This is a genomic window from Pseudoroseomonas ludipueritiae (assembly GCF_014490445.1).
Taxonomy (GTDB): Bacteria; Pseudomonadota; Alphaproteobacteria; order Acetobacterales; family Acetobacteraceae; genus Pseudoroseomonas; species Pseudoroseomonas ludipueritiae.
This window is the reverse complement of the sequence record NZ_JACTUZ010000005.1, coordinates 21,053-38,356: the sequence shown is the minus strand read 5'-3', so window position 1 is coordinate 38,356 and position 17,304 is coordinate 21,053. Positions and strand designations below refer to the sequence as shown.

Genomic DNA, 17,304 nt, shown 5'->3' with positions numbered 1-17,304 from the left:
CCTTAGTAGAGGGTCATGCCCACAGGGACACGGCCGGGCGCCTCCCCAGCCTTCACGCGGGTCGCAAGGCGAATAGCCTCCTCCACCGTGCCAGGGCGGAAGGGCTTCAGGACGCAGCCGATGGCGATGCCTTGCCCAGCTTCCGGACCAGGGCAATTGCCGCTGACGAAGACACAGGGGATACCCAGCGGGCGCAAGGCCGCCGCGACGTCCAGGCCGCTGTCGCCCCCCAGCAGCTTGATGTCGCAGAGCGCGAGGTCCGGATGCTCGCTGCCGGCCAGCCAGATGGCCTCCGGCGCCGTGTCCGCGACGCCGGCCACGGCATGCCCCATGCCTTCGATGATGTCACCGATCAGCATGGCCACGATCGCCTCATCCTCCACCACGAGGATGCGCAGGGCCCGTTCCGAGCCCGTGGTCACGCAGTATCCAGCCGCTCGCCGACGGAAAGCTCCAGGAGGCAGCGGGCGTCCCGGGCCGGATGCCCCGTCAGCCTCGCCCGCAGCTGGTGGATCAGCGCCCGCAGCACCCGCCCCGCGGCCTGGGCGGGGGGCCCGGCGGTGCCGGCCGGCGCACTGCCTTCCAGCCAGAGGCGCAGACGGTTGCTCGGCACTTGCTCCAGCGCGCAGCGGACCGGCGACAGGTCGCCCTCGGGCTGGGCGGCCAGCCGGGCGCGCAGCAGGTCATCGAAGATCAGGGCCAGCGCCACGGCGCGTTCCACCGGCAGCACGCAGGTGCCCTCGATCTCGCATTCCACCGGAACCGGGCCATTGCCGGCGCTGGATGCAAGGTCCCGCAACAGGCCGCCGATCTCGATGCCGTTCAGCCGTGACTTTCCATAAAGGCGCTGATGCACCGAGGCGATGACCAGGATCCTCTGCCGCGTCCCCGCGATGGCCGCGCGGCATTCGGGCGGCACATCGCTCTCCTCCATCGCCAGCACGCCGATCACGAGCTGCAGCGAGTTGCGGACGCGGTGGTTGAGTTCCTGCAACAGCCCTTCCTGAACCGCCAGGGCATGGCGAAGCTCCTGCTCCGTCCGCAGCCGGTGCTTGGCCAGGGCCACGTAGTGGCAGATGGTGTGCAGGAAGTTGAGTTCATCTTCTTCGAAGCGTTCCGCCCAGCGGCGGCCGAAGCTCAGCGTCCCCAGCAGCTGGTCGCCCTGCACCAGCGGCGCGCAGGCATAGGCATTCAGTCCGACCTGCCGCACGAAGGTCGCGGTGGGATCGTTCGAGCTTTGCACCGCCACGGCGTGGCAGGGCTTCAGGTTCTGCGCCACCCGGCCGCAGATGGCCTGCCCCAGCTCCAGTGTGGCCACGGCCTCTACCTCGGCGGGGGTCAGGCCGCCATGGGCCTCCAGCTTCAGCAGGCCAGCTTCGGTGAGGCGGTAGTTGACGAAGACATCCAGCCGCAACTCGGTCTGGATCAGGCGGAAAAGGTCGTCCACCATGCCCGAAGGATCATCCGCCGCGAGAAGCTGGGCAGCGGCCTCGGCGATCAGGGCCAGGAAGCGCAGCGGCCGGCCCTGCGCCACGACAGCGGCCTGGCTGGCCACGGGGTCCAGGCTGGCTGCGGCCGCCGGGGGGGCTTCCATGGTCATCTCGAGCCGATTCATCCGGCGCTTATCGCAAGAAATAAGCTTTGGGTCTACCTTGGTATTGTTCCTTAAGTTTCTGTTTCTAAAACGAAAAGAACATCGCTTTTACCATCTGGAAAGCGGTTTTCCTGGCCGTGGGCGGCATCCGTGCTAAGGTAAGCCATGGCTTCCAAAGCACGGCTCACCCCTGGTCCATCGGTTATCACCGCAGCCGATCTGGCATCCTGTGACCGAGAGCCCATTCATGTTCCAGGAGCCATCCAGCCCCATGGCCTGCTCCTGGTCGCCGACGCCGCATCCCTGATGGTCGTGGCCGGAGCCGGCGAACTGGAGGCCCGCCTGCGGCAGGAATGGCTGGGCCACCCGCTCAGCGAGGTGCTCGGCCATGACCTGGCCATGGTGCTGGACGAGGTGCAGCCCGGCCCTGGCGGCGTGCTGCGCCTGGCCGGCCTGCATGGCACCACGGAAACATTCGACGCGGCACTGCATCGCAGCGGCCCCTTTATCCTGGTCGAACTGGAACCAGCCTCGGCCGAGACCATGTCGGCCACCGAAACGCTGCTGGCGCTGGACCGTGCCGCCACGGCCTTCGAGCGTGCCAGCGGCCTCACCACGCTCTGCGACCATGCCGCCGTGACCTTCCGCCAGGTCACCGGCTTCGACCGGGTGATGATCTACCGCTTCCTCGACGACGGCACTGGCGCGGTGATCGCCGAGGCGCGGGACCCCGCGCTGCCGAGCTTCCTGAACCACCGCTTCCCGGCCTCGGACGTGCCGCAGCAGGCGCGGCGCCTCTATATCCGCAATCGGGTGCGGGTCATTCCGGATGTCCATTACACGCCGGCGCCGCTGCGCTCGGCCTCGCCCGCCATGGCCGAGCTGGACATGAGCGACCTGACGCTGCGCAGCGTCTCGCCCATTCACCTGCAATACATGAGGAACATGGGGCTGGATGCCAGCGCCTCCATCTCCATTGTGCAGGATGGCGTGCTCTGGGGGCTGATCGCCTGCCATAACCGCACGCCGCGCGGCATGAGCTACGAGGCGCGTGCCGCCTGCCGTGCCCTGGCCGGCGGGCTGGCGCGGCAGATCCGGGCCCGTGAGGAGGCCGAGACCTACCGTGAGCGGCTGCGCCTGCGCTCCGCGGAGGATGCGGTGCTGGCCCGGCTTGGCCGCCAGGGCGTCACGGCCGAGGTGATGCAGGACCTTTCCGGCGACCTGATGCAGATGCTCGGCGCCAGCGGCTTCCTGGCCCTGATGGCGGATGGCCATGCCACCGCCGGCCATGTGCCGGACCGGCAATATTGGCCGGGGCTGGCGGAACGGGTGCGGCAGCATGGGGCCCAGGCCCCCTTCCGTAGCCATGAACTTGCCCGGCAGCATGGCCCGGCACAGCACTTCACGGCCATCGGCAGCGGGCTGCTGGCCACGCCGCTGCCCGGCACCGGCGCCCCGGATGGCATGCTGCTGTGGTTCCGGGCGGAGAAGGTGGAACTGGTGAACTGGGCGGGCAACCCGCACAAGGGCGTCGGCCTGGTGCCTGGCGCCGTGCTGACCCCCCGCGCCTCCTTCGAGGACTGGCACGAGACGGTGCGCGGCCGCTCCGAGCCCTGGAGCCTGGAGGATGTCGCCGCCGCCGCCCGGCTGCGCGACGGGATCGCCGATGCCTATCGCCAGCGCGAGCTGGTGCGCCTGAACCAGGAGCTGGATGCCGCCCTGCGGGAGCGCGACCACCTGCTCCTGCAGAAGGATTACCTGATGCGGGAGGTGAACCACCGCGTCCAGAACAGCCTGCAGCTCGTCTCCTCCTATATGGCGCTGCAGGCGAATGAGAATGACGATGCGCGCCTGACGGCCTATCTCTCCGAGGCACGGCGGCGGCTCGCGGCCGTCTCCCTGGTGCATCGACGCCTGTACCGTGACGAGCAGATGGAGACCGTGGACCTGGGCCGCTACCTGGAGGAACTGTGCCACGACCTGGCGCAGTCCATGGGCGACGGCTGGGCGCGCCAGATGCAGGTGGACCTGGCGCCGGTGCTGATGTCAGCCGACCGCAGCATCCATGTCGGACTGATTCTGACGGAGCTGGTGATCAATGCCAGCAAATATGCCTATGACGGCACCGAAGGCCCGATCTCCATCGCCGTGGAGCAGCATGGCAGCCGCATCCGGCTGGTGGTGGCGGATAAGGGCACCGGCGCGGTGAAGCCGGGCAAGGGCTTCGGCAGCAGCATGATCGAGATGCTGACCTCGGGGCTGGATGGCGAGCTGGAATTCGCCTCCAACCACCCCGGCCTCCGCGCCATCGTGATGATCCCGATCGACGCCCTGGCCTGAGGGCGCCCGGAGCCCTGTCCCGGAGCCGCCGTAACCATATGCCCGGCCCGTCGTTAACCCCGCGGACCCGGGTCGTGGAGCCTCGCATCACACGGCCAGACGCAGGCCGTGAAGAGGTGACGACGCTATGGCGGATACGGAGCCCAGGGGCGCGCAGGTTCAGGTCGCGAATGCCCGGCCGGAGGACGTCGGCAAAGGCATTGCCCGCATCAGCCGGAAGGCGATGCAGAACCTGGGGATGCAGCAGGGCGACGTGCTGGAGATCGTCGGCCAGCGCCATACCGCCGCCATCGCCGTCGTGCCCTACGCTGAGGACGAGGACCTGGAGATCATCCGCCTGGATGGCCTGCAGCGCGCCAATGCGGGCGTCACGGCCGGGGAACGGATCGAGGTGCGGCGGGTGCAGGCGCGGCCGGCCGCGCGGGTGACGGTGGCGCCGGCGCAGAAGAACCTGCGGCTTTCCGGCTCCGGCGACGCGCTGCGGCGCACCTTCGTCGGCCGGCCGGTGGTGGCCGGGGATGTGGTCTCCACCTCGGTCTATCAGCGCGGGCCTGGTGGGCAGCCGGACGAATTCTTCCGGCAGTTCTACGAGCGCCAGCCCTATGCGCTGCAGGAAATCCGCCTGAACATCGTCGGCACCTCACCCAAGGGCATCGTGCGCATCGAGCCCGAGACCGAAATCGAGTTGCTGCCGCAATATGTGGAGCCAAAGGAGACGCGCCGCGCCGATGTCACCTACGACGACATCGGCGGCCTGGGCGATGCGGTGGACCAGGTGCGGGAGATGGTGGAGCTGCCGCTGCGGCATCCGGAACTCTTCCAGCGCCTTGGCATTGATCCGCCGAAGGGCGTGATTCTGCATGGCCCGCCAGGCACCGGCAAGACACTGCTGGCGAAGGCGGTGGCCAATGAATCCGAAGCCTCCTTCTTCAGCATCGCCGGCCCCGAGATCATGGGCAGCCACTACGGCGAGTCCGAGCAGCGGCTGCGCGATATCTTCCAGGATGCCGGCAAGCGCGCGCCTTCCATCATCTTCATTGACGAGATCGACAGCATCGCGCCCAAGCGCGAGGAAGCGCGCGGCGAGGTGGAGCGCCGCATCGTCGCGCAGCTACTGACGCTGATGGATGGGCTGGAGCCGCGCCAGAACGTCGTCGTCATCGCCGCGACCAACCGTGTCGATGCGCTGGACGAGGCCCTGCGCCGCCCTGGCCGCTTCGACCGCGAGATCATCATCGGCGTGCCGGACCAGGATGGCCGGCGGCAGGTGCTGGCCATCCACACGCGCGGCATGCCGCTGGGCGAGGATGTGGACCTCGATGCCCTGGCGCGGATGAGCTACGGCTTCGTCGGCGCCGACCTCTCCGCCCTGGCGCGGGAGGCCGCGATGGACGCGGTGCGCCGCGTGCTGCCGCAGATCAACCTGCGCGAGGGTATCCCACCGGAGGTTCTGGCCGGGATGCGCGTCTGCCGCGCGGATTTCGAGAATGCGCTGAAGCGCATCCAGCCTTCCGCGCTGCGCGAGATCATGATCCAGGTGCCGAATGTCCGCTGGGAGGATATTGGCGGCGTCGCGGCCGCGCGGGAGCAGTTGCGCGAAGGCGTGGAACTGCCCCTGCGGCACCCGGAGGCCTTCCGCAGGCTCGGCATCCGCCCGGCCAAGGGCTTTCTGCTCTTCGGCCCACCAGGCACGGGCAAGACCCTGATGGCCAAGGCGGTGGCACGGGAGGCGAATGCCAATTTCGTGGCGACCAAGTCCTCTGACCTGCTGTCCAAGTGGTTCGGCGAATCCGAGCAGCAGGTCAGCCGGCTCTTCGCCCGCGCCCGGCAGGTGGCGCCCACCGTCATCTTCATCGATGAGATCGATAGCCTTGTGCCGGCGCGCGGCGGCGGCCTTGGCGAGCCGCAGGTGACGGAGCGGGTGGTGAATACCATCCTGGCCGAGATGGACGGGCTGGAGGAGTTGCAGGGCGTGGTGGTGATCGGTGCCACCAACCGTCCCAACCTGCTGGACCCCGCGCTGCTGCGGCCCGGCCGCTTCGACGAGCTGGTCTATGTGCCGGTGCCGGATGAAGCCGGGCGGGAGCAGATCCTGCGCATCCAGACCCAGGGGATGCCGCTGGCGGGAGATGTGGACCTGGCGGAGATCGCCCGCCGCACCCAGGGCTATACCGGCGCCGACCTAGGAGACGTGGTGCGCCGCGCCGGCCTTTCCGCCCTGCGGCAGGATCTCGGCACGCCGGCCATCCGGCAGGCGGAGTTCGAGAAGGCCCTCTCCGAATCGCGCGCCTCCGTGACGCCGGAGATGGAACAGCAATACGAGGAGCTGCGCACCACCCTGAAGCGGCAGGCGCCGATGCAACGCCGCCGGATCGGCTTCGATATCGATGGCACGTGAGAAGCCGGGCTCTGCCTGCCTTCCGGCACGGCGATGGGCATGAGCGAACCGGTCGGGGCCATGGCCAAGCAGGGCCGCCTCCTGGCACGGCCAGGGCGGGAAGCGGGAAGCTGGGCGCCGGGCGTCAGCCCCCTGGGCCTCGGCGCCGGCCGGGATGGGCTGCTGATGCTGCCAGAAGCGGCGGCTGACCTCCCGCCGCTGCTGGTGCTGCTGCATGGCGCCGGTGGCCATGCGGAGGGCATGTTGCGCATGTTCGGGACGCAGGCCCGAAGGGCAGGTGTGGCGCTGCTGGTGCCGGAATCTCGCGGCTCCACCTGGGATGTCATCCTGGGCGGCTTTGGGCCGGACGTGGCTTTCCTGGACGCCGCGCTGCGCCGGACCTTCACGGCATGCGCGGTGGACCCGGGCAGAGTCGCCATTGGCGGCTTTTCCGATGGCGCCTCCTATGCGCTGTCGCTCGGGATGGGGAATGGGGATCTATTTCGCTACATCCTGGCCTTCTCGCCCGGCTTCGCCATGCCGCCTGGCAAGGCCGGCGCCCCATCGATCTATATCTCGCATGGCAAGGCAGATGATGTCCTGCCTATCGACCGCTGCAGCCGCCGTTTGGTGCCGCGCCTGCGCGACGCCGGCTATGACCTGCGCTACGAGGAATTTGAGGGCGGGCATTTCGTGCCCGATCATTGCATCGCCACGGCCCTCGCGCCGCTCGCGTCCGGTGGCAGAGCAGAGCATTGACAACCAGCGGTAGAACAGGAAGCCCTTTCGCGAGTGGCCATGGCTTCCAGGCGCTTCCTGTGCAGAAATGTGGAACGGATCATCACGGAAATTGCAGGTTTCGCGAACTGGCGGCACAGTGTGTCGGAAATCCTGCCAGCGTGACCTCCTGACATGATGTCTTCCGCTTCCGGCTTCGCGCCACCACGCGGGTTTGCAGAATACCAGAGGCCGGGCTGCTCTTCATGGCATGCCCGCCGCGCACCCACGCCGCACGGATGGGCGCGGTGAGCGGATTTGCCGCGCAGGCCGCGGCCGGGCATGCGGCGGGGGCGGCGCAGCACGAAGGGCGGCTCCGCTGCTGTGACGATTGCGGATTGGTGGTGCGGATGCCGCATGTCAGCGCCGGCGTGGATTCACGCTGCCCGCGCTGCGACGCCGTGCTCCGCCGGCACCGCGAAAGCCCTCTGCATACGCCGCTGGCCCTGGCGCTCACCAGCCTGGTGCTGTGCATCGTCACCCTCACCACGCCTTTCCTCACCGTGCGGCTGCTGGGGCTGGCGCGGGAGAGCCATGTGGAATCCGGCGCCTGGGCCTTCGCCGATGACGGGCTGTGGATTCTGTCGCTGATGCTGATGGCGACTGTCGCGCTGGTGCCGGTGCTGCGCCTTTCCCTGCGCCTGACGGTGTTGGGCGGGCTCCTGCTACGGCATCCGCCGCCCTGGCTCGCCGCGCCGCTGCGCTGGCACGAGCATCTCGGCGCCTGGAGCATGCTGGAAGTCTTCCTGTTCGGCGCGCTGGTGTCCTATACCCGGCTGGTGGACCTCGCCGATGTGCAGCTCGGCCCCGCAGTCTATGGGCTGGCGGCGGTGGTGGTCGCCATGGTCGCGGCGGATGCGACCTTCGAGCCGCAGGCGGTCTGGGACGCTCTGGAAAGCCGTGGCGTCATGGCCCCCCCTTCCCCATTGGAAGCGAAGCCGCACGCCGCCGCGGGGCCGCTGCGCCTCATTGGCTGCCATTGCTGCCGCCGCGTGGCCCAGGCCAGGGAAGGCGAGGCCTGCCGGCGCTGCGGCACGCCGCTGCATCACCGCAAGCCCAACAGCGTCGGGCGCAGCTGGGCACTGATCATCGCGGCCGCCATTCTCTATGTGCCGTCCAACCTGTACCCCGTGATGGACATCGTCACGCTCGGCCAGGGTGGGCCGCATACCATCATGGGCGGCGTGGTGGAGTTCATCGAGTCCGGCTTCTGGCCATTGGCCCTGATCGTCTTCACCGCGAGCATCGCGGTGCCTGTGCTCAAGCTGGTGGGGCTGGCCACGATGCTGATCTGCATCCGCCAGGGCTCCACACGCTGGCTGCGGCAGCGCACGCGGCTTTACCGGTTGATCGAGGTCCTGGGCCGCTGGTCCATGATTGATGTCTTCGTGGTGGCGGTGCTGATCGCGCTGGTGCGCTTCGGCATCCTTGCCTCCATCACCGCCGAGGTCGGCGCCGCCTGCTTCGGCAGCGTTGTCGTCCTCACCATGCTGGCCGCCGAGGCCTTCGATCCCCGCCTGATGTGGGATGCCGCCGCGCCGCAGCCCGCCCGCGCCGTGCCAGGAAGCGACCGAACCGAATGAGCCAGACCGAACCCGAAATCGTCGAGGCCAAGCCGCATCGCCGGCGCTTCTCCTGGATCTGGCTCATCCCGATCGGGGCCGCCATCGTGGCCGCCTATCTGGGCTATTCCACCTTCCGGACGCGCGGGCCGCTGATCACCATCGACTTCGCCACCGCCGACGGGCTTTCGGCCGGGCAGACGCAGGTGCGCTACAAATCGGTGCATATCGGCACGGTGGAATCCATCCAGCTCAATGAAGACCTCTCCCGCGTCGCGGCGCGGGTGCGGATGCAGCGAGACATGGCGGAACGGCTGACCGCCAATGCCCGCTTCTGGGTGGTGCGGCCACGGCTGACGGCCGGCAACGTCTCTGGCCTGGAGACCATCGTCTCCGGCGCCTATATCGAATTCGACCCCGGCGCCCCGGGCGCCGAGGGAAGGAGCGAGTTCCACGGCCTGGATGATCCGCCGGGCGTCCGCTCGGGCGAGCCGGGTCGCGTCTTCACCATCCATACCCGCCGCCTGGGGGCGCTGGACCGCGGCTCGGTGGTCTTCTTCCGCGATGTGGCGGTGGGCGAGGTGCTGAGCTACGACCCGCCCGCGCTGGACGGCAGGGTGTCGCTGCGGGTCTTCATCCGCTCCCCCTATGAGGGCTACCTGCGCCGGGGCTCCCGTTTCTGGAACACCTCCGGCATCGCCGTCGGCTTCGGGCCCCATGGCCTGAAGGTGGAAGTGGCCAGCCTGCGCGCCGCGCTGGCCGGCGGCATCGCCTTCGACACGCCGCCGGAGCTGCGGGACGCGGACCCGGCGCCGGACGACACCATCTACAACCTCTATGACAACCTGGAAGCGGCCATCTCCGCCACCTCGGCCGAGCGGCTGGAATTCCTGACCTATCTGGACGGCTCGGTCAGCGGCCTCGCGGCCGGCTCGCAGGTGGAGATGCGCGGCATCCGCATCGGCAGCGTGCTGAAGGTGGAGCTGGCCTATGACCAGAAGGCGGGCCGCTTCACCGTGCCGGTGCGCATCGCCATCGAGCCACGCAACATCGCCTTCCCCAATGGCCGGCCGCAGGAGGAGGTGATGACCGCCGCGAAGCGGATGGTGGAGCAGGGCTTCCGCCTGCAGCTGCGCAGCGGCAACCTGCTGACAGGGCAGAAGGTGCTCTCCTTCGACCAGCTGCAGGACGCGCCACCGGCGGAGGTGACGATGGAGGATGGCACCATCGTGCTGCCCAGCACCGGCGGTGACGGCGACGACATCATGGCCGCCGTGGGCGCCGTGGCTGGCAAGCTGGAGCGCTTCCCGCTGGATGAAATCGGCAGCAACCTGAATGCGGCCCTGGCCTCGGTCAGCGGCGTGGTCGGCGGGCCGGAGATGAAGGATGCGCTGGGCAGCCTCTCCGGTGCCCTGGGCCAGGTGCAGGAGCTGGTGCGCAAGGCCGATGACGGCGCCACCCCGCTGCTGCGCCGCCTGCCGGAGATCGCCAATAACCTCGACCAGGCCGTGCGGCGCGCCAATACCGCCGTGGGTTCCATCGAGCGTGGCTATGGCGGCGATTCCTCCTTCAACCGCCAGCTCGACCGCACGCTGCAACAGGTGAATGATGCGGCACGTTCCATCCGCCTGCTCGCCGATTTCCTCGACCGGCATCCGGAGGCGCTGATCCGTGGCCGGAGGGAATGACCGCGTGATGGATGGAGACCGCATGACCGCACCGACCCGCCGCCACCTGACCGGGTGGCTCGCCCTGCTGCCGGCCCTGGCCGCCTGTTCCTCACCGGAGCCGGATTTCTACCGGCTGGCGGCGGTGCCCGGCACGGTGCGCCCGGCGCCACGGCTGCGGGTGGAGCTGCGGCAGGTGGCGCTGGCGCGTTACCTCGACCGTTCCGAGATCGTGCGGGGTGGCTCCTCGCTGCACCTCGATATCCGGAGCGAGGAACGCTGGGCGGAGCCGATCGGGGACATGGTCACCCGCGTCCTGGCGGAGAATCTCAGCCAGCGCCTGCCCCAGGCCCTGGTGGTGCCGGAGCGCAGCGCCATGGGCGGCGACCCGGATACGCTGGCGGAGGCCGATATCTCCCGCTTCGAGACCAATGGCGCCGAGCAAGTGGTGCTGGAAGGCCGCTTCCAGATCCGCCGCCTGGGCGGCCGCGCCGCCGGGCGCAACCGGCAGGTCACCGAGACAGTGCCGCTCGACGGGTCCGGCACCGAGGCCCTGGCCCGCGCCATGAGTGCGGCGCTGGGCCTGTTCTCCGACCGGATGGCGGAGGCGATGGCGGAACTCGGCGCCCTGCGGCGCTCAGCCTAGAGCGCCGCCAGCCAGGACTTCACCAGCCCCAGGTCCATCTGCGTCAGGCCATGACCACCGGGCAGAACCCGGTGCGTGACATCCGCCCCTGCCTGTTCCAGCAGCCTGGACAGCCGCGCGCTATTCTCCGCCGGCACGATGGGGTCGGCGGCGCCGGAGAGCACCAGCACCGGCGTGCCTTCCAGCTTCGCGGGCGGCGGAGACTGGAAGGGCACCATGGGGCGCAGCAGCGCGGCGCCGCGCAGCACGCCCGGGCGCTGCAGCAGCACCGCCGCCGCGATATTGGCGCCATTGGAGAAGCCGAGCGCCACCGGGGCCGGCAGTTGGTAAGCCTCGCGCGCCGCCAGCACGAAATCGGCCAGGGCATCGGTTTGGCGGCGCAGGTCCTCCTCATCGAAGACGCCCTCGGCCAGGCGGCGGAAGAAGCGCGGCATGCCATGCTCCAGCACCTGCCCGCGTGGCGAGAGCAGCGCCGCCCCAGGCGCCACGGCCTGCCCCAGGGGCAGCAGGTCGTTCTCGTCGCCGCCCGTGCCATGCAGCAGCAGCAGGGGCGGCAGGGCGGCGTTGCTCCCCGGTTCGAAGCGGTGCCGGAAGCCCAGGGTCTCCGTGGTCATGATCTGCTCCTCCAGCTTTCAGCCCAGTGCGGGCAGCGCAGCTTCGATGGTGCCGCGGTGCCCCTCCAGGAAGCGCGGCAGCTTCAGCGCCTGCCCCAGGTTCTCCGCCGGCTCATCCACCGCGAAGCCGGGGGTATCGGTGGCGATCTCGAACAGGACATGACCCGGCTCGCGGAAGTAGACCGAACGGAAGTAGTCGCGGTTCTTCTGCTCCGTGGTCTGGATGCGGTGGTTCTCCGCCAGCTTGCGCACCATCTCCGCCTGCCCCGCGTCATCCGCCGCGCGGAAGGCCAGATGGTGCACCGAGCCACGCCCCAGCCGCGCCGGCAGGAAGCCGCCCACCGAACGCAGGTCCACGATGCCGCCCAGGCTGGTGCCCGGCACCTGAAAGCGCGTCACGCCATTCTCCTTCGCGGCCTCGGTGAAGCCGAAGACATCGGACAGGATCGCGCCGGTGGCGGCACCGTCCTCCAGCATCAGGCTGACGGAGTGGAAGCCGCGGATGGCGAATTCCGCCGGGACACCTTCGCTCTCCCAGGCCGGCTCGGCCTCGATGCCTGGCAGGCCCACCAGCGCCAGCCGCATGCCGTCAGGGTCGCGGAAGCTCAGCACCGTCTCGCCGAAGCGGGTGGAGCGTTCCGGCGCCTGGGCGATCAGCCGCTGCGTCCAGAAGCCCAGCGCGGCCTGCGGGATGCGGAAGACGGTTTCCTGCAGTTCACCAACACCTGCCCGGCCAGGGGCAGCATGCTCCCAGGGGAAGAAGGTCAGGATGGTGCCGGGGCTGCCGGCGGCATCGCCGTAGTAGAAGTGGTAGGCACCGGGATCGTCGAAATTCACCGTCTTCTTCACCAGCCGCAGGCCGAGGATGCGGGTGTAGAAGTCCAGGTTGCGGCGCGCATGGCCGGCAATGGCGGTGACGTGGTGGATGCCGTTCTGGATCATGAGATCTCTCCTGAGGGACGCATCGGGCGCCCTGTTGGAGACAGAAAATAGGCTGCGGCCCTCGCCAGACCAGCGGAAACCGATTGCGTCAGCGCAATGCCAATCCTGCAAAATCGCGGAGAGATTGCAGCATCGGTCTTGTGCAAGGCGTGTCGGCAGCGCCAAGCTATGGCTTTCCGCCTGGGGTGAAGACCGTGAAAGACGCTGCCAAGACACTGGCCTGGGATGACTTCCGGCTGATCAAGGCCGTTGCCGAAGCCCGCAGCCTGCCCGCCGCCGCTGCCAGCCTGGGCGTCAACCATTCCACCGTCTTCCGCCGGCTGCGGCAGATCGAGTCCATGCTGGGCTTCCCGCTCTTCGAGAAGCACCGCAGCGGCTATGCGCTGACCCAGGCTGGGGAGGAAGTGGCGGCGCTGGCCGCCAGGGTGGATGAGGATATCACAGCCGTCACCCGCCGCCTGGCCGGGCAGGCCCCTGCCCCGGCCGGCGAAGTGCGCATCGCCACCAGCGACAGCCTGCTGGCGGACCTGCTGATGCCGATGCTGGCGCGCTTCCGGCTGGCTTGCCCGGACATCCGGCTGGATGTCGTCATCGGCAATGCGGCGTTGAACCTGTCGCGGCGCGACGCCGACATCGCCATCCGCGCCACGGATACGCCACCGGAGACACTGGTGGGGCGGCGGCTGGCCCGCATCGCCTGGGCACTGTATGGCGCCGCCGAGGCCGTGCCAGTGCAGGCGGATCTGCTGGCGGAAGGCAATTGGCTGTCGCTGTCAGACAGCCTGGGCCAGTTGAAGGCTGTGCGCTTCCTGCGCAGGCAGGTGCCGCCGGAGCGGATCGTCTGCAAGTTCGATTCGGTTTGCGCGCTTGGCCAGGCGGCGGAAGCCGGGCTGGGGCTGGCGCACCTGCCATGCTTCCTGGGCGATACGCGCCTCGGCCTGCGGCGGCTGGCACCGCCAGAGCCGGATTTCGCCGCCGATCTCTGGCTGCTGACTCATCCGGACCTGCGCCACACGCCGCGCATCCGCACGCTGATGGATGCCCTGGCCGCCGAGATCACCCGGATGCAGCCGCTGATCGAAGGCCAGCGGCCGCTTGTGCCTGAAAGCTAGACCAGCCCCTTCAGCCGCAGCATCCCCAGGGCGGCGATGGACATGGCGTCCCTGACAGTGCCGTCACGCACCATCTCCTCCACCTCCGCCAGGTTGAAGCTGCGGCAGATCAGGTCCTGCTCGCTGGCCTCGCGCGCCGTGGCGCCCTGGGTCAATTCCGTGGCCAGGAAGACATGGCCGCGCTGGTTGCAATAGCCAGCGCCCTGGAACATCTCGCCGGCATAAATCATCTTGCCGGCGACCAGCCCGGTTTCCTCCCGCAACTCCGCCGCGGCCAGCACGGCGGGGTCGGTGCCGGGGGTATGTTCCCACATGCCCATCGGCAGTTCCCAGAGGCGGGTGCGGACAGGGTAGCGATACTGCTCCACCAGCGTCACGCGGCCGTCCTGCAGCGGCAGCACCACCACGAAATCCGACCGCTCGACCACGCCATAAAGACCCTGCGAGCCATCGCGGCGGCGGATGATATCCTCCCGCACCCGCGTCCAGGGGTTCTCGTAAACAACACGGCTCGTGAGGGTAACGATATCCTCGCTCAACCCCGGCTCCTGTTCTGGTGGCGATGCCCTATTTGATCAGGCATCGCCCCAACTGTCGAACAGGGCCGGGGTTGCCCGCTCAGCGGCGACCCTGGCGGGAGCCCACCAGTTCATCCCAGCGCCGGAAGGCCAGCACCATCTGTTCCGGCTTCAAGGGCAGCTCGATGGGATTGTCGGCGATCAGGGAGGCATATTCGGGCCGGCCGAATTCCTCGATCACCTTGCGGCTTTCCGGCGGCGCCAGGTCGAGCCCAACATTCTTCACCGCAGGGCCGGGATAGAGGTACCCCTCGTCATAGGCATAGGCTTGCATCTTCGGCTGCAGCACGAAGGCCATCATGTCCAGCACCACGGCCAGCCGGTCCTCCGGCAGTCCCTTGGGCACCACCATGTAATTGGCGTCGGAAACCCAGTGGAAGCCCTTCAGCGTGGCGATCTTGGCTTCCTTCGGGACGATGCCGAGGGCGCGCGGATTGATGTCCCAGCCGGTGGTCGAGACGATGATGTCGCGCGAGCCATCGCCCAACTCCTTCATCGTGATGCCGGTGCCGGAAGGATAGGCATCGATGTACTGGCCGAGTTCCTGCAAATAGGCCCAGGTCTTGTCCCAGCCATTGATCGGGTCCTTCGGGTCCTTGTCTCCCAGCAGATAGGGCAGGCCCATCATGAAGGTGCGGCCGGGGCCGGAATTCGTCGGGCGGGCATACATGAAGCGGCCAGGATTGGCCTTGGCCCAGGCCAGCAGTTCCTCGGCGGTGGTGGGCACCTGCTTCACGCGGTCCGGCATATATTCCAGCAGCGGGCCGGAGGGATAATAGGAACACACCACGCCATAGCCGGCGCCCTGGGCGCGGTGCAGGTTCAGCGCGGCAGGCTCGTAGTTCTCCTCCAGCCCGGGGAACTTCTCGTTGTAATCGGGCAGGATCTTCTGCCACAGGTTCATCGCCATGCCGGCGGAAAGCCCGTCGCTGGCCGTCAGGATCAGGTCGAGGTCCGAGCGCCCGGCATCCTGCTGCGCCTTGATCTTGCCCGCCAGCTCCGGGGCCGGCGCCTTCACGAAGGTGATGCGCGAGACAAGATTGCGGTTCGCGGCGCGGTAGTCCTCGAAGGCGCGCTGGTGCAGCGCCAGCGCACCGGCGACATCCATGATGCTGATGGCAACAGGGGATTTCGGCATCTGCGGCAGGGCCGCGCGCGCCGGCAAGGCGCCCGCCAGGGCCGTGGCAGCGAAACCGCCGACAATGGCCCGGCGCGGCAGGGGAAGGTCACGCATCTTGGCAAGTCTCCCGTTGTTCGTTGGGTCAGTCGGAAAATCGCCGCTCGGCGGGGCCGATGCGGATACGCGTCAGGCGCAGCGCGGGCGACCATTCGGCCTCGCTGTCCGGCAATGCGATGCCATGCGCGGCCAGGGCGGGCGCCAGAAGGCCCGCCGGCACGGAGGCAGCCATGGCCACGGCTTCCTCCGGCGTGGCGATGCCCCATTCCACCAGGTTCCGCACCGCCGCGTCCAGGCAAAGCGAGGAACCGGCCAGATAGTGGCCGCCCGGCATGCGGACGGTGCCATCGGCACTCCGCTCCACGCGCATGCCCGCGAAAGGGTAGATGCCGGCCGGCACGGCGGCGGCAGCCGTGGCATCGGTGACCAGAAAGGCGCGGCCCGGCCCCTTGGCGCGGATCATCGCCTTCAGCGCGGGTGGCGGCAGGTGGATGCCGTCCGCGATGAAGCCGGCACTCAGCCGGTCCTCCGCCAGTTGCGCGAAGATCGGGTTGGCGAGTTTCGGCAGTACCTGCGGCAGGCCATTGCCCAGATGGGTCGACAGGCTGGCCCCTGCCACCGCAGCCCGCGCGACATGCTCGAACGTCGCGTTGCTATGGCCGATCGCCACCAGCTTGCCGGCCGCATGCGCCGCGCGGATGCAGCCTTCCGCGCCCGGCAGTTCAGCGGCAAGCGTCAGCAGCAGGATGGGGCGGCTCAGCTCCGCCTCCAGGCTCTCCAGCAGCGCGTAATCCGGCGGGACCATGGCTTCCGGCGGGTGGCAGCCGGCGAAGCCGTCCGCGGCGTTCAGGAAAGGGCCTTCCAGATGGTAGCCGGGACACATCAGTGGCCCTAGCCGGCTGCCAGCCACGGCGGCATCCAGCGCCCGCAGGCGGGCTCGCAGTATCTCCGGCGTGGCGGTGATCACCGTGGGCAGGCAGCAGGTGACGCCGGTGGCCAGCATCGCCTCCAGCGCCACATCCAGCGCCGCCGCCGACAAGGGCTCGGCATCGGCGGCGGCGTTGAAGTCCACGCCGCCGAAGCCGTTCACTTGCAGGTCGACCAGCCCGCCGGAGATCATGCCTGTCACCGCGACAGCAGCGAGGCGGCCGGAGGGTCGATGAAGAGCAGCGTATTCGGATGCCGCTGCAGGATGGAGCCGGGATGCATCGGCGTGACCGGGCCTTCCACCGCATCCTTCACCGCCTGCGCCTTGCGGGCATCCGGCACGGAGAGGATGATCAGCTCGCTACGCATGATCTGCGGCACCGTCATGGTGATGGCGCGCTGCGGCACGGCCTCCAGCGTGGGAAACCACCCCTCACCCATCTGCTGGCGACGGCAAGCTTCGTCCAGCATCACGACCAAATAGGACTGCTCGGTTTGGAAATCGGCGGGGGGGTCGTTGAAAGCCAGGTGGCAGTTCTCCCCGAAGCCCGCGAAGCAGACATCCACCCGCCGCCCCGCGATCAGCGCGCCGAGCCGCGTGGCCTCGATCTCCGGGTCCGGCGCCTCGCCATCAACCTCGATCAGCGTGGGGCGGTTCCGCAGCGGCGCCAGGAAGCGCTGGCGGAGATAGCCACGGAAGCTGGCGGGATGGCTGACGGGCAGGCCGACATATTCGTCCAGATGGAAGGCGGTGACACGCTCCCACTCGATGTCCGCAGCGCTGGTCAGGGCTCCCAGCATCTCGAACTGGCTGGCGCCGGTGGCCACGATGATGGTCGCCTCGCCATGCTTGGCGATGGCGGCGCGGATGGCGGCGGCCCCGGCTTCGGCGGCGGCACGCCCCAGTGCGGCCTTGTCGGGACAGATCCGGGGATCGAGCATTCGCGCCATGCATCCTGTTCGTTTATGGGCGGCCGGAAGCGGCCCCGCC

General features: G+C 68.8%; 15 protein-coding genes. 7 read left to right on the top strand and 8 right to left on the bottom strand.

The window, feature by feature from the left end; translation table 11 throughout:
• Positions 1–2: 2 nt before the first annotated feature.
• Both IBL25_RS02790 and IBL25_RS02785 read right to left on the bottom strand, forming a co-directional pair.
• A complete protein-coding gene (locus tag IBL25_RS02790) occupies positions 3–422 on the bottom strand; it encodes a response regulator (RefSeq protein WP_187777037.1) in 420 nt (139 codons plus the stop codon).
• Positions 419–1,600, bottom strand: coding sequence for a histidine kinase dimerization/phosphoacceptor domain -containing protein (locus IBL25_RS02785; RefSeq protein ID WP_187777036.1), 1,182 nt, complete (start codon positions 1,598–1,600; stop codon positions 419–421). Before IBL25_RS02785 ends, IBL25_RS02790 begins: the two co-directional genes overlap by 4 nt.
• Positions 1,601–1,759: 159 nt before the next feature.
• On the opposite strand from IBL25_RS02785, the gene IBL25_RS02780 reads away from it, so the two are divergent.
• The 6 genes from IBL25_RS02780 (at position 1,760) to IBL25_RS02755 (ending at position 10,963) form a co-directional block, all read left to right on the top strand.
• The gene (locus tag IBL25_RS02780; protein ID WP_187777035.1) at positions 1,760–3,934 is read left to right on the top strand and encodes a histidine kinase dimerization/phosphoacceptor domain -containing protein; all 2,175 of its coding nucleotides are present in this window, start codon (positions 1,760–1,762) and stop codon (positions 3,932–3,934) included.
• A gap of 127 nt (positions 3,935–4,061) precedes the next feature.
• Entirely contained in the window at positions 4,062–6,332 is a 2,271-nt protein-coding gene (locus tag IBL25_RS02775; RefSeq protein WP_187777034.1) for a CDC48 family AAA ATPase, read from the top strand.
• A 39-nt stretch (positions 6,333–6,371) separates the two neighbouring features.
• A complete protein-coding gene (locus IBL25_RS02770; RefSeq protein WP_187777033.1) occupies positions 6,372–7,070 on the top strand; it encodes an alpha/beta hydrolase in 699 nt (232 codons plus the stop codon).
• Positions 7,071–7,336: 266 nt separating this feature from the next.
• The gene (locus IBL25_RS02765; protein WP_187777032.1) at positions 7,337–8,671 is read left to right on the top strand and encodes a paraquat-inducible protein A; all 1,335 of its coding nucleotides are present in this window, start codon (positions 7,337–7,339) and stop codon (positions 8,669–8,671) included.
• Complete coding sequence (locus IBL25_RS02760) at positions 8,668–10,338, top strand: PqiB family protein (protein WP_187777031.1); 1,671 nt, start codon at positions 8,668–8,670, stop codon at positions 10,336–10,338. The genes IBL25_RS02765 and IBL25_RS02760 overlap by 4 nt, the downstream gene beginning before the upstream one ends.
• Before the next feature lie 22 nt (positions 10,339–10,360).
• Positions 10,361–10,963 (top strand): PqiC family protein, encoded by a 603-nt coding sequence (locus IBL25_RS02755; protein ID WP_187777030.1) that lies wholly within the window; start codon positions 10,361–10,363, stop codon positions 10,961–10,963.
• Here IBL25_RS02755 and IBL25_RS02750 read toward each other — a convergent pair.
• A complete protein-coding gene (locus IBL25_RS02750; protein WP_187777029.1) occupies positions 10,960–11,577 on the bottom strand; it encodes an alpha/beta hydrolase in 618 nt (205 codons plus the stop codon). The two genes, IBL25_RS02755 and IBL25_RS02750, sit on opposite strands and share 4 nt — an antisense overlap.
• 18 nt (positions 11,578–11,595) lie before the next feature.
• A complete protein-coding gene (locus tag IBL25_RS02745) occupies positions 11,596–12,519 on the bottom strand; it encodes a ring-cleaving dioxygenase (RefSeq protein ID WP_187777028.1) in 924 nt (307 codons plus the stop codon).
• Positions 12,520–12,713: 194 nt separating this feature from the next.
• Here IBL25_RS02745 and IBL25_RS02740 point away from each other — a divergent pair, with 194 nt between their 5' ends.
• Entirely contained in the window at positions 12,714–13,631 is a 918-nt protein-coding gene (locus IBL25_RS02740; RefSeq protein WP_187777027.1) for a LysR family transcriptional regulator, read from the top strand.
• On the opposite strand, the gene IBL25_RS02735 is transcribed toward IBL25_RS02740, so the two are convergent.
• The 4 genes from IBL25_RS02735 to IBL25_RS02720 form a co-directional block, all read right to left on the bottom strand.
• A complete protein-coding gene (locus IBL25_RS02735; protein ID WP_187777026.1) occupies positions 13,628–14,170 on the bottom strand; it encodes an NUDIX domain-containing protein in 543 nt (180 codons plus the stop codon). The genes IBL25_RS02740 and IBL25_RS02735 overlap by 4 nt on opposite strands.
• A gap of 79 nt (positions 14,171–14,249) precedes the next feature.
• Positions 14,250–15,443 carry an ABC transporter substrate-binding protein gene (locus IBL25_RS02730; protein ID WP_187777025.1) on the bottom strand — a complete coding sequence of 398 codons (1,194 nt, stop codon included), beginning with the start codon at positions 15,441–15,443 and terminating at the stop codon, positions 14,250–14,252.
• Between the two features lie 28 nt (positions 15,444–15,471).
• On the bottom strand, positions 15,472–16,506 hold the full coding sequence (locus IBL25_RS02725; RefSeq protein WP_187777088.1) for an N-acetylglucosamine-6-phosphate deacetylase: 1,035 nt from the start codon (positions 16,504–16,506) through the stop codon (positions 15,472–15,474).
• A gap of 5 nt (positions 16,507–16,511) precedes the next feature.
• On the bottom strand, positions 16,512–17,255 hold the full coding sequence (locus IBL25_RS02720) for a glucosamine-6-phosphate deaminase (RefSeq protein ID WP_187777024.1): 744 nt from the start codon (positions 17,253–17,255) through the stop codon (positions 16,512–16,514).
• Positions 17,256–17,304: the final 49 nt, after the last annotated feature.

Bases quoted from the DNA above. Each gene is read 5' to 3' on its own strand.
- IBL25_RS02775 (WP_187777034.1), top strand. From the start codon at position 4,062: ATGGCGGATACGGAGCCCAGGGGCGCGCAGGTTCAGGTCGCGAATGCC.
- IBL25_RS02745 (WP_187777028.1), bottom strand. From the start codon at position 12,519: ATGATCCAGAACGGCATCCACCACGTCACCGCCATTGCCGGCCATGCG.
- IBL25_RS02780 (WP_187777035.1), top strand. From the start codon at position 1,760: ATGGCTTCCAAAGCACGGCTCACCCCTGGTCCATCGGTTATCACCGCA.
- IBL25_RS02755 (WP_187777030.1), top strand. From the start codon at position 10,361: ATGACCGCACCGACCCGCCGCCACCTGACCGGGTGGCTCGCCCTGCTG.
- IBL25_RS02730 (WP_187777025.1), bottom strand. From the start codon at position 15,443: ATGCGTGACCTTCCCCTGCCGCGCCGGGCCATTGTCGGCGGTTTCGCT.
- IBL25_RS02750 (WP_187777029.1), bottom strand. From the start codon at position 11,577: ATGACCACGGAGACCCTGGGCTTCCGGCACCGCTTCGAACCGGGGAGC.
- IBL25_RS02770 (WP_187777033.1), top strand. From the start codon at position 6,372: ATGAGCGAACCGGTCGGGGCCATGGCCAAGCAGGGCCGCCTCCTGGCA.
- IBL25_RS02720 (WP_187777024.1), bottom strand. From the start codon at position 17,255: ATGCTCGATCCCCGGATCTGTCCCGACAAGGCCGCACTGGGGCGTGCC.
- IBL25_RS02725 (WP_187777088.1), bottom strand. From the start codon at position 16,506: ATGATCTCCGGCGGGCTGGTCGACCTGCAAGTGAACGGCTTCGGCGGC.
- IBL25_RS02785 (WP_187777036.1), bottom strand. From the start codon at position 1,600: ATGACCATGGAAGCCCCCCCGGCGGCCGCAGCCAGCCTGGACCCCGTG.
- IBL25_RS02760 (WP_187777031.1), top strand. From the start codon at position 8,668: ATGAGCCAGACCGAACCCGAAATCGTCGAGGCCAAGCCGCATCGCCGG.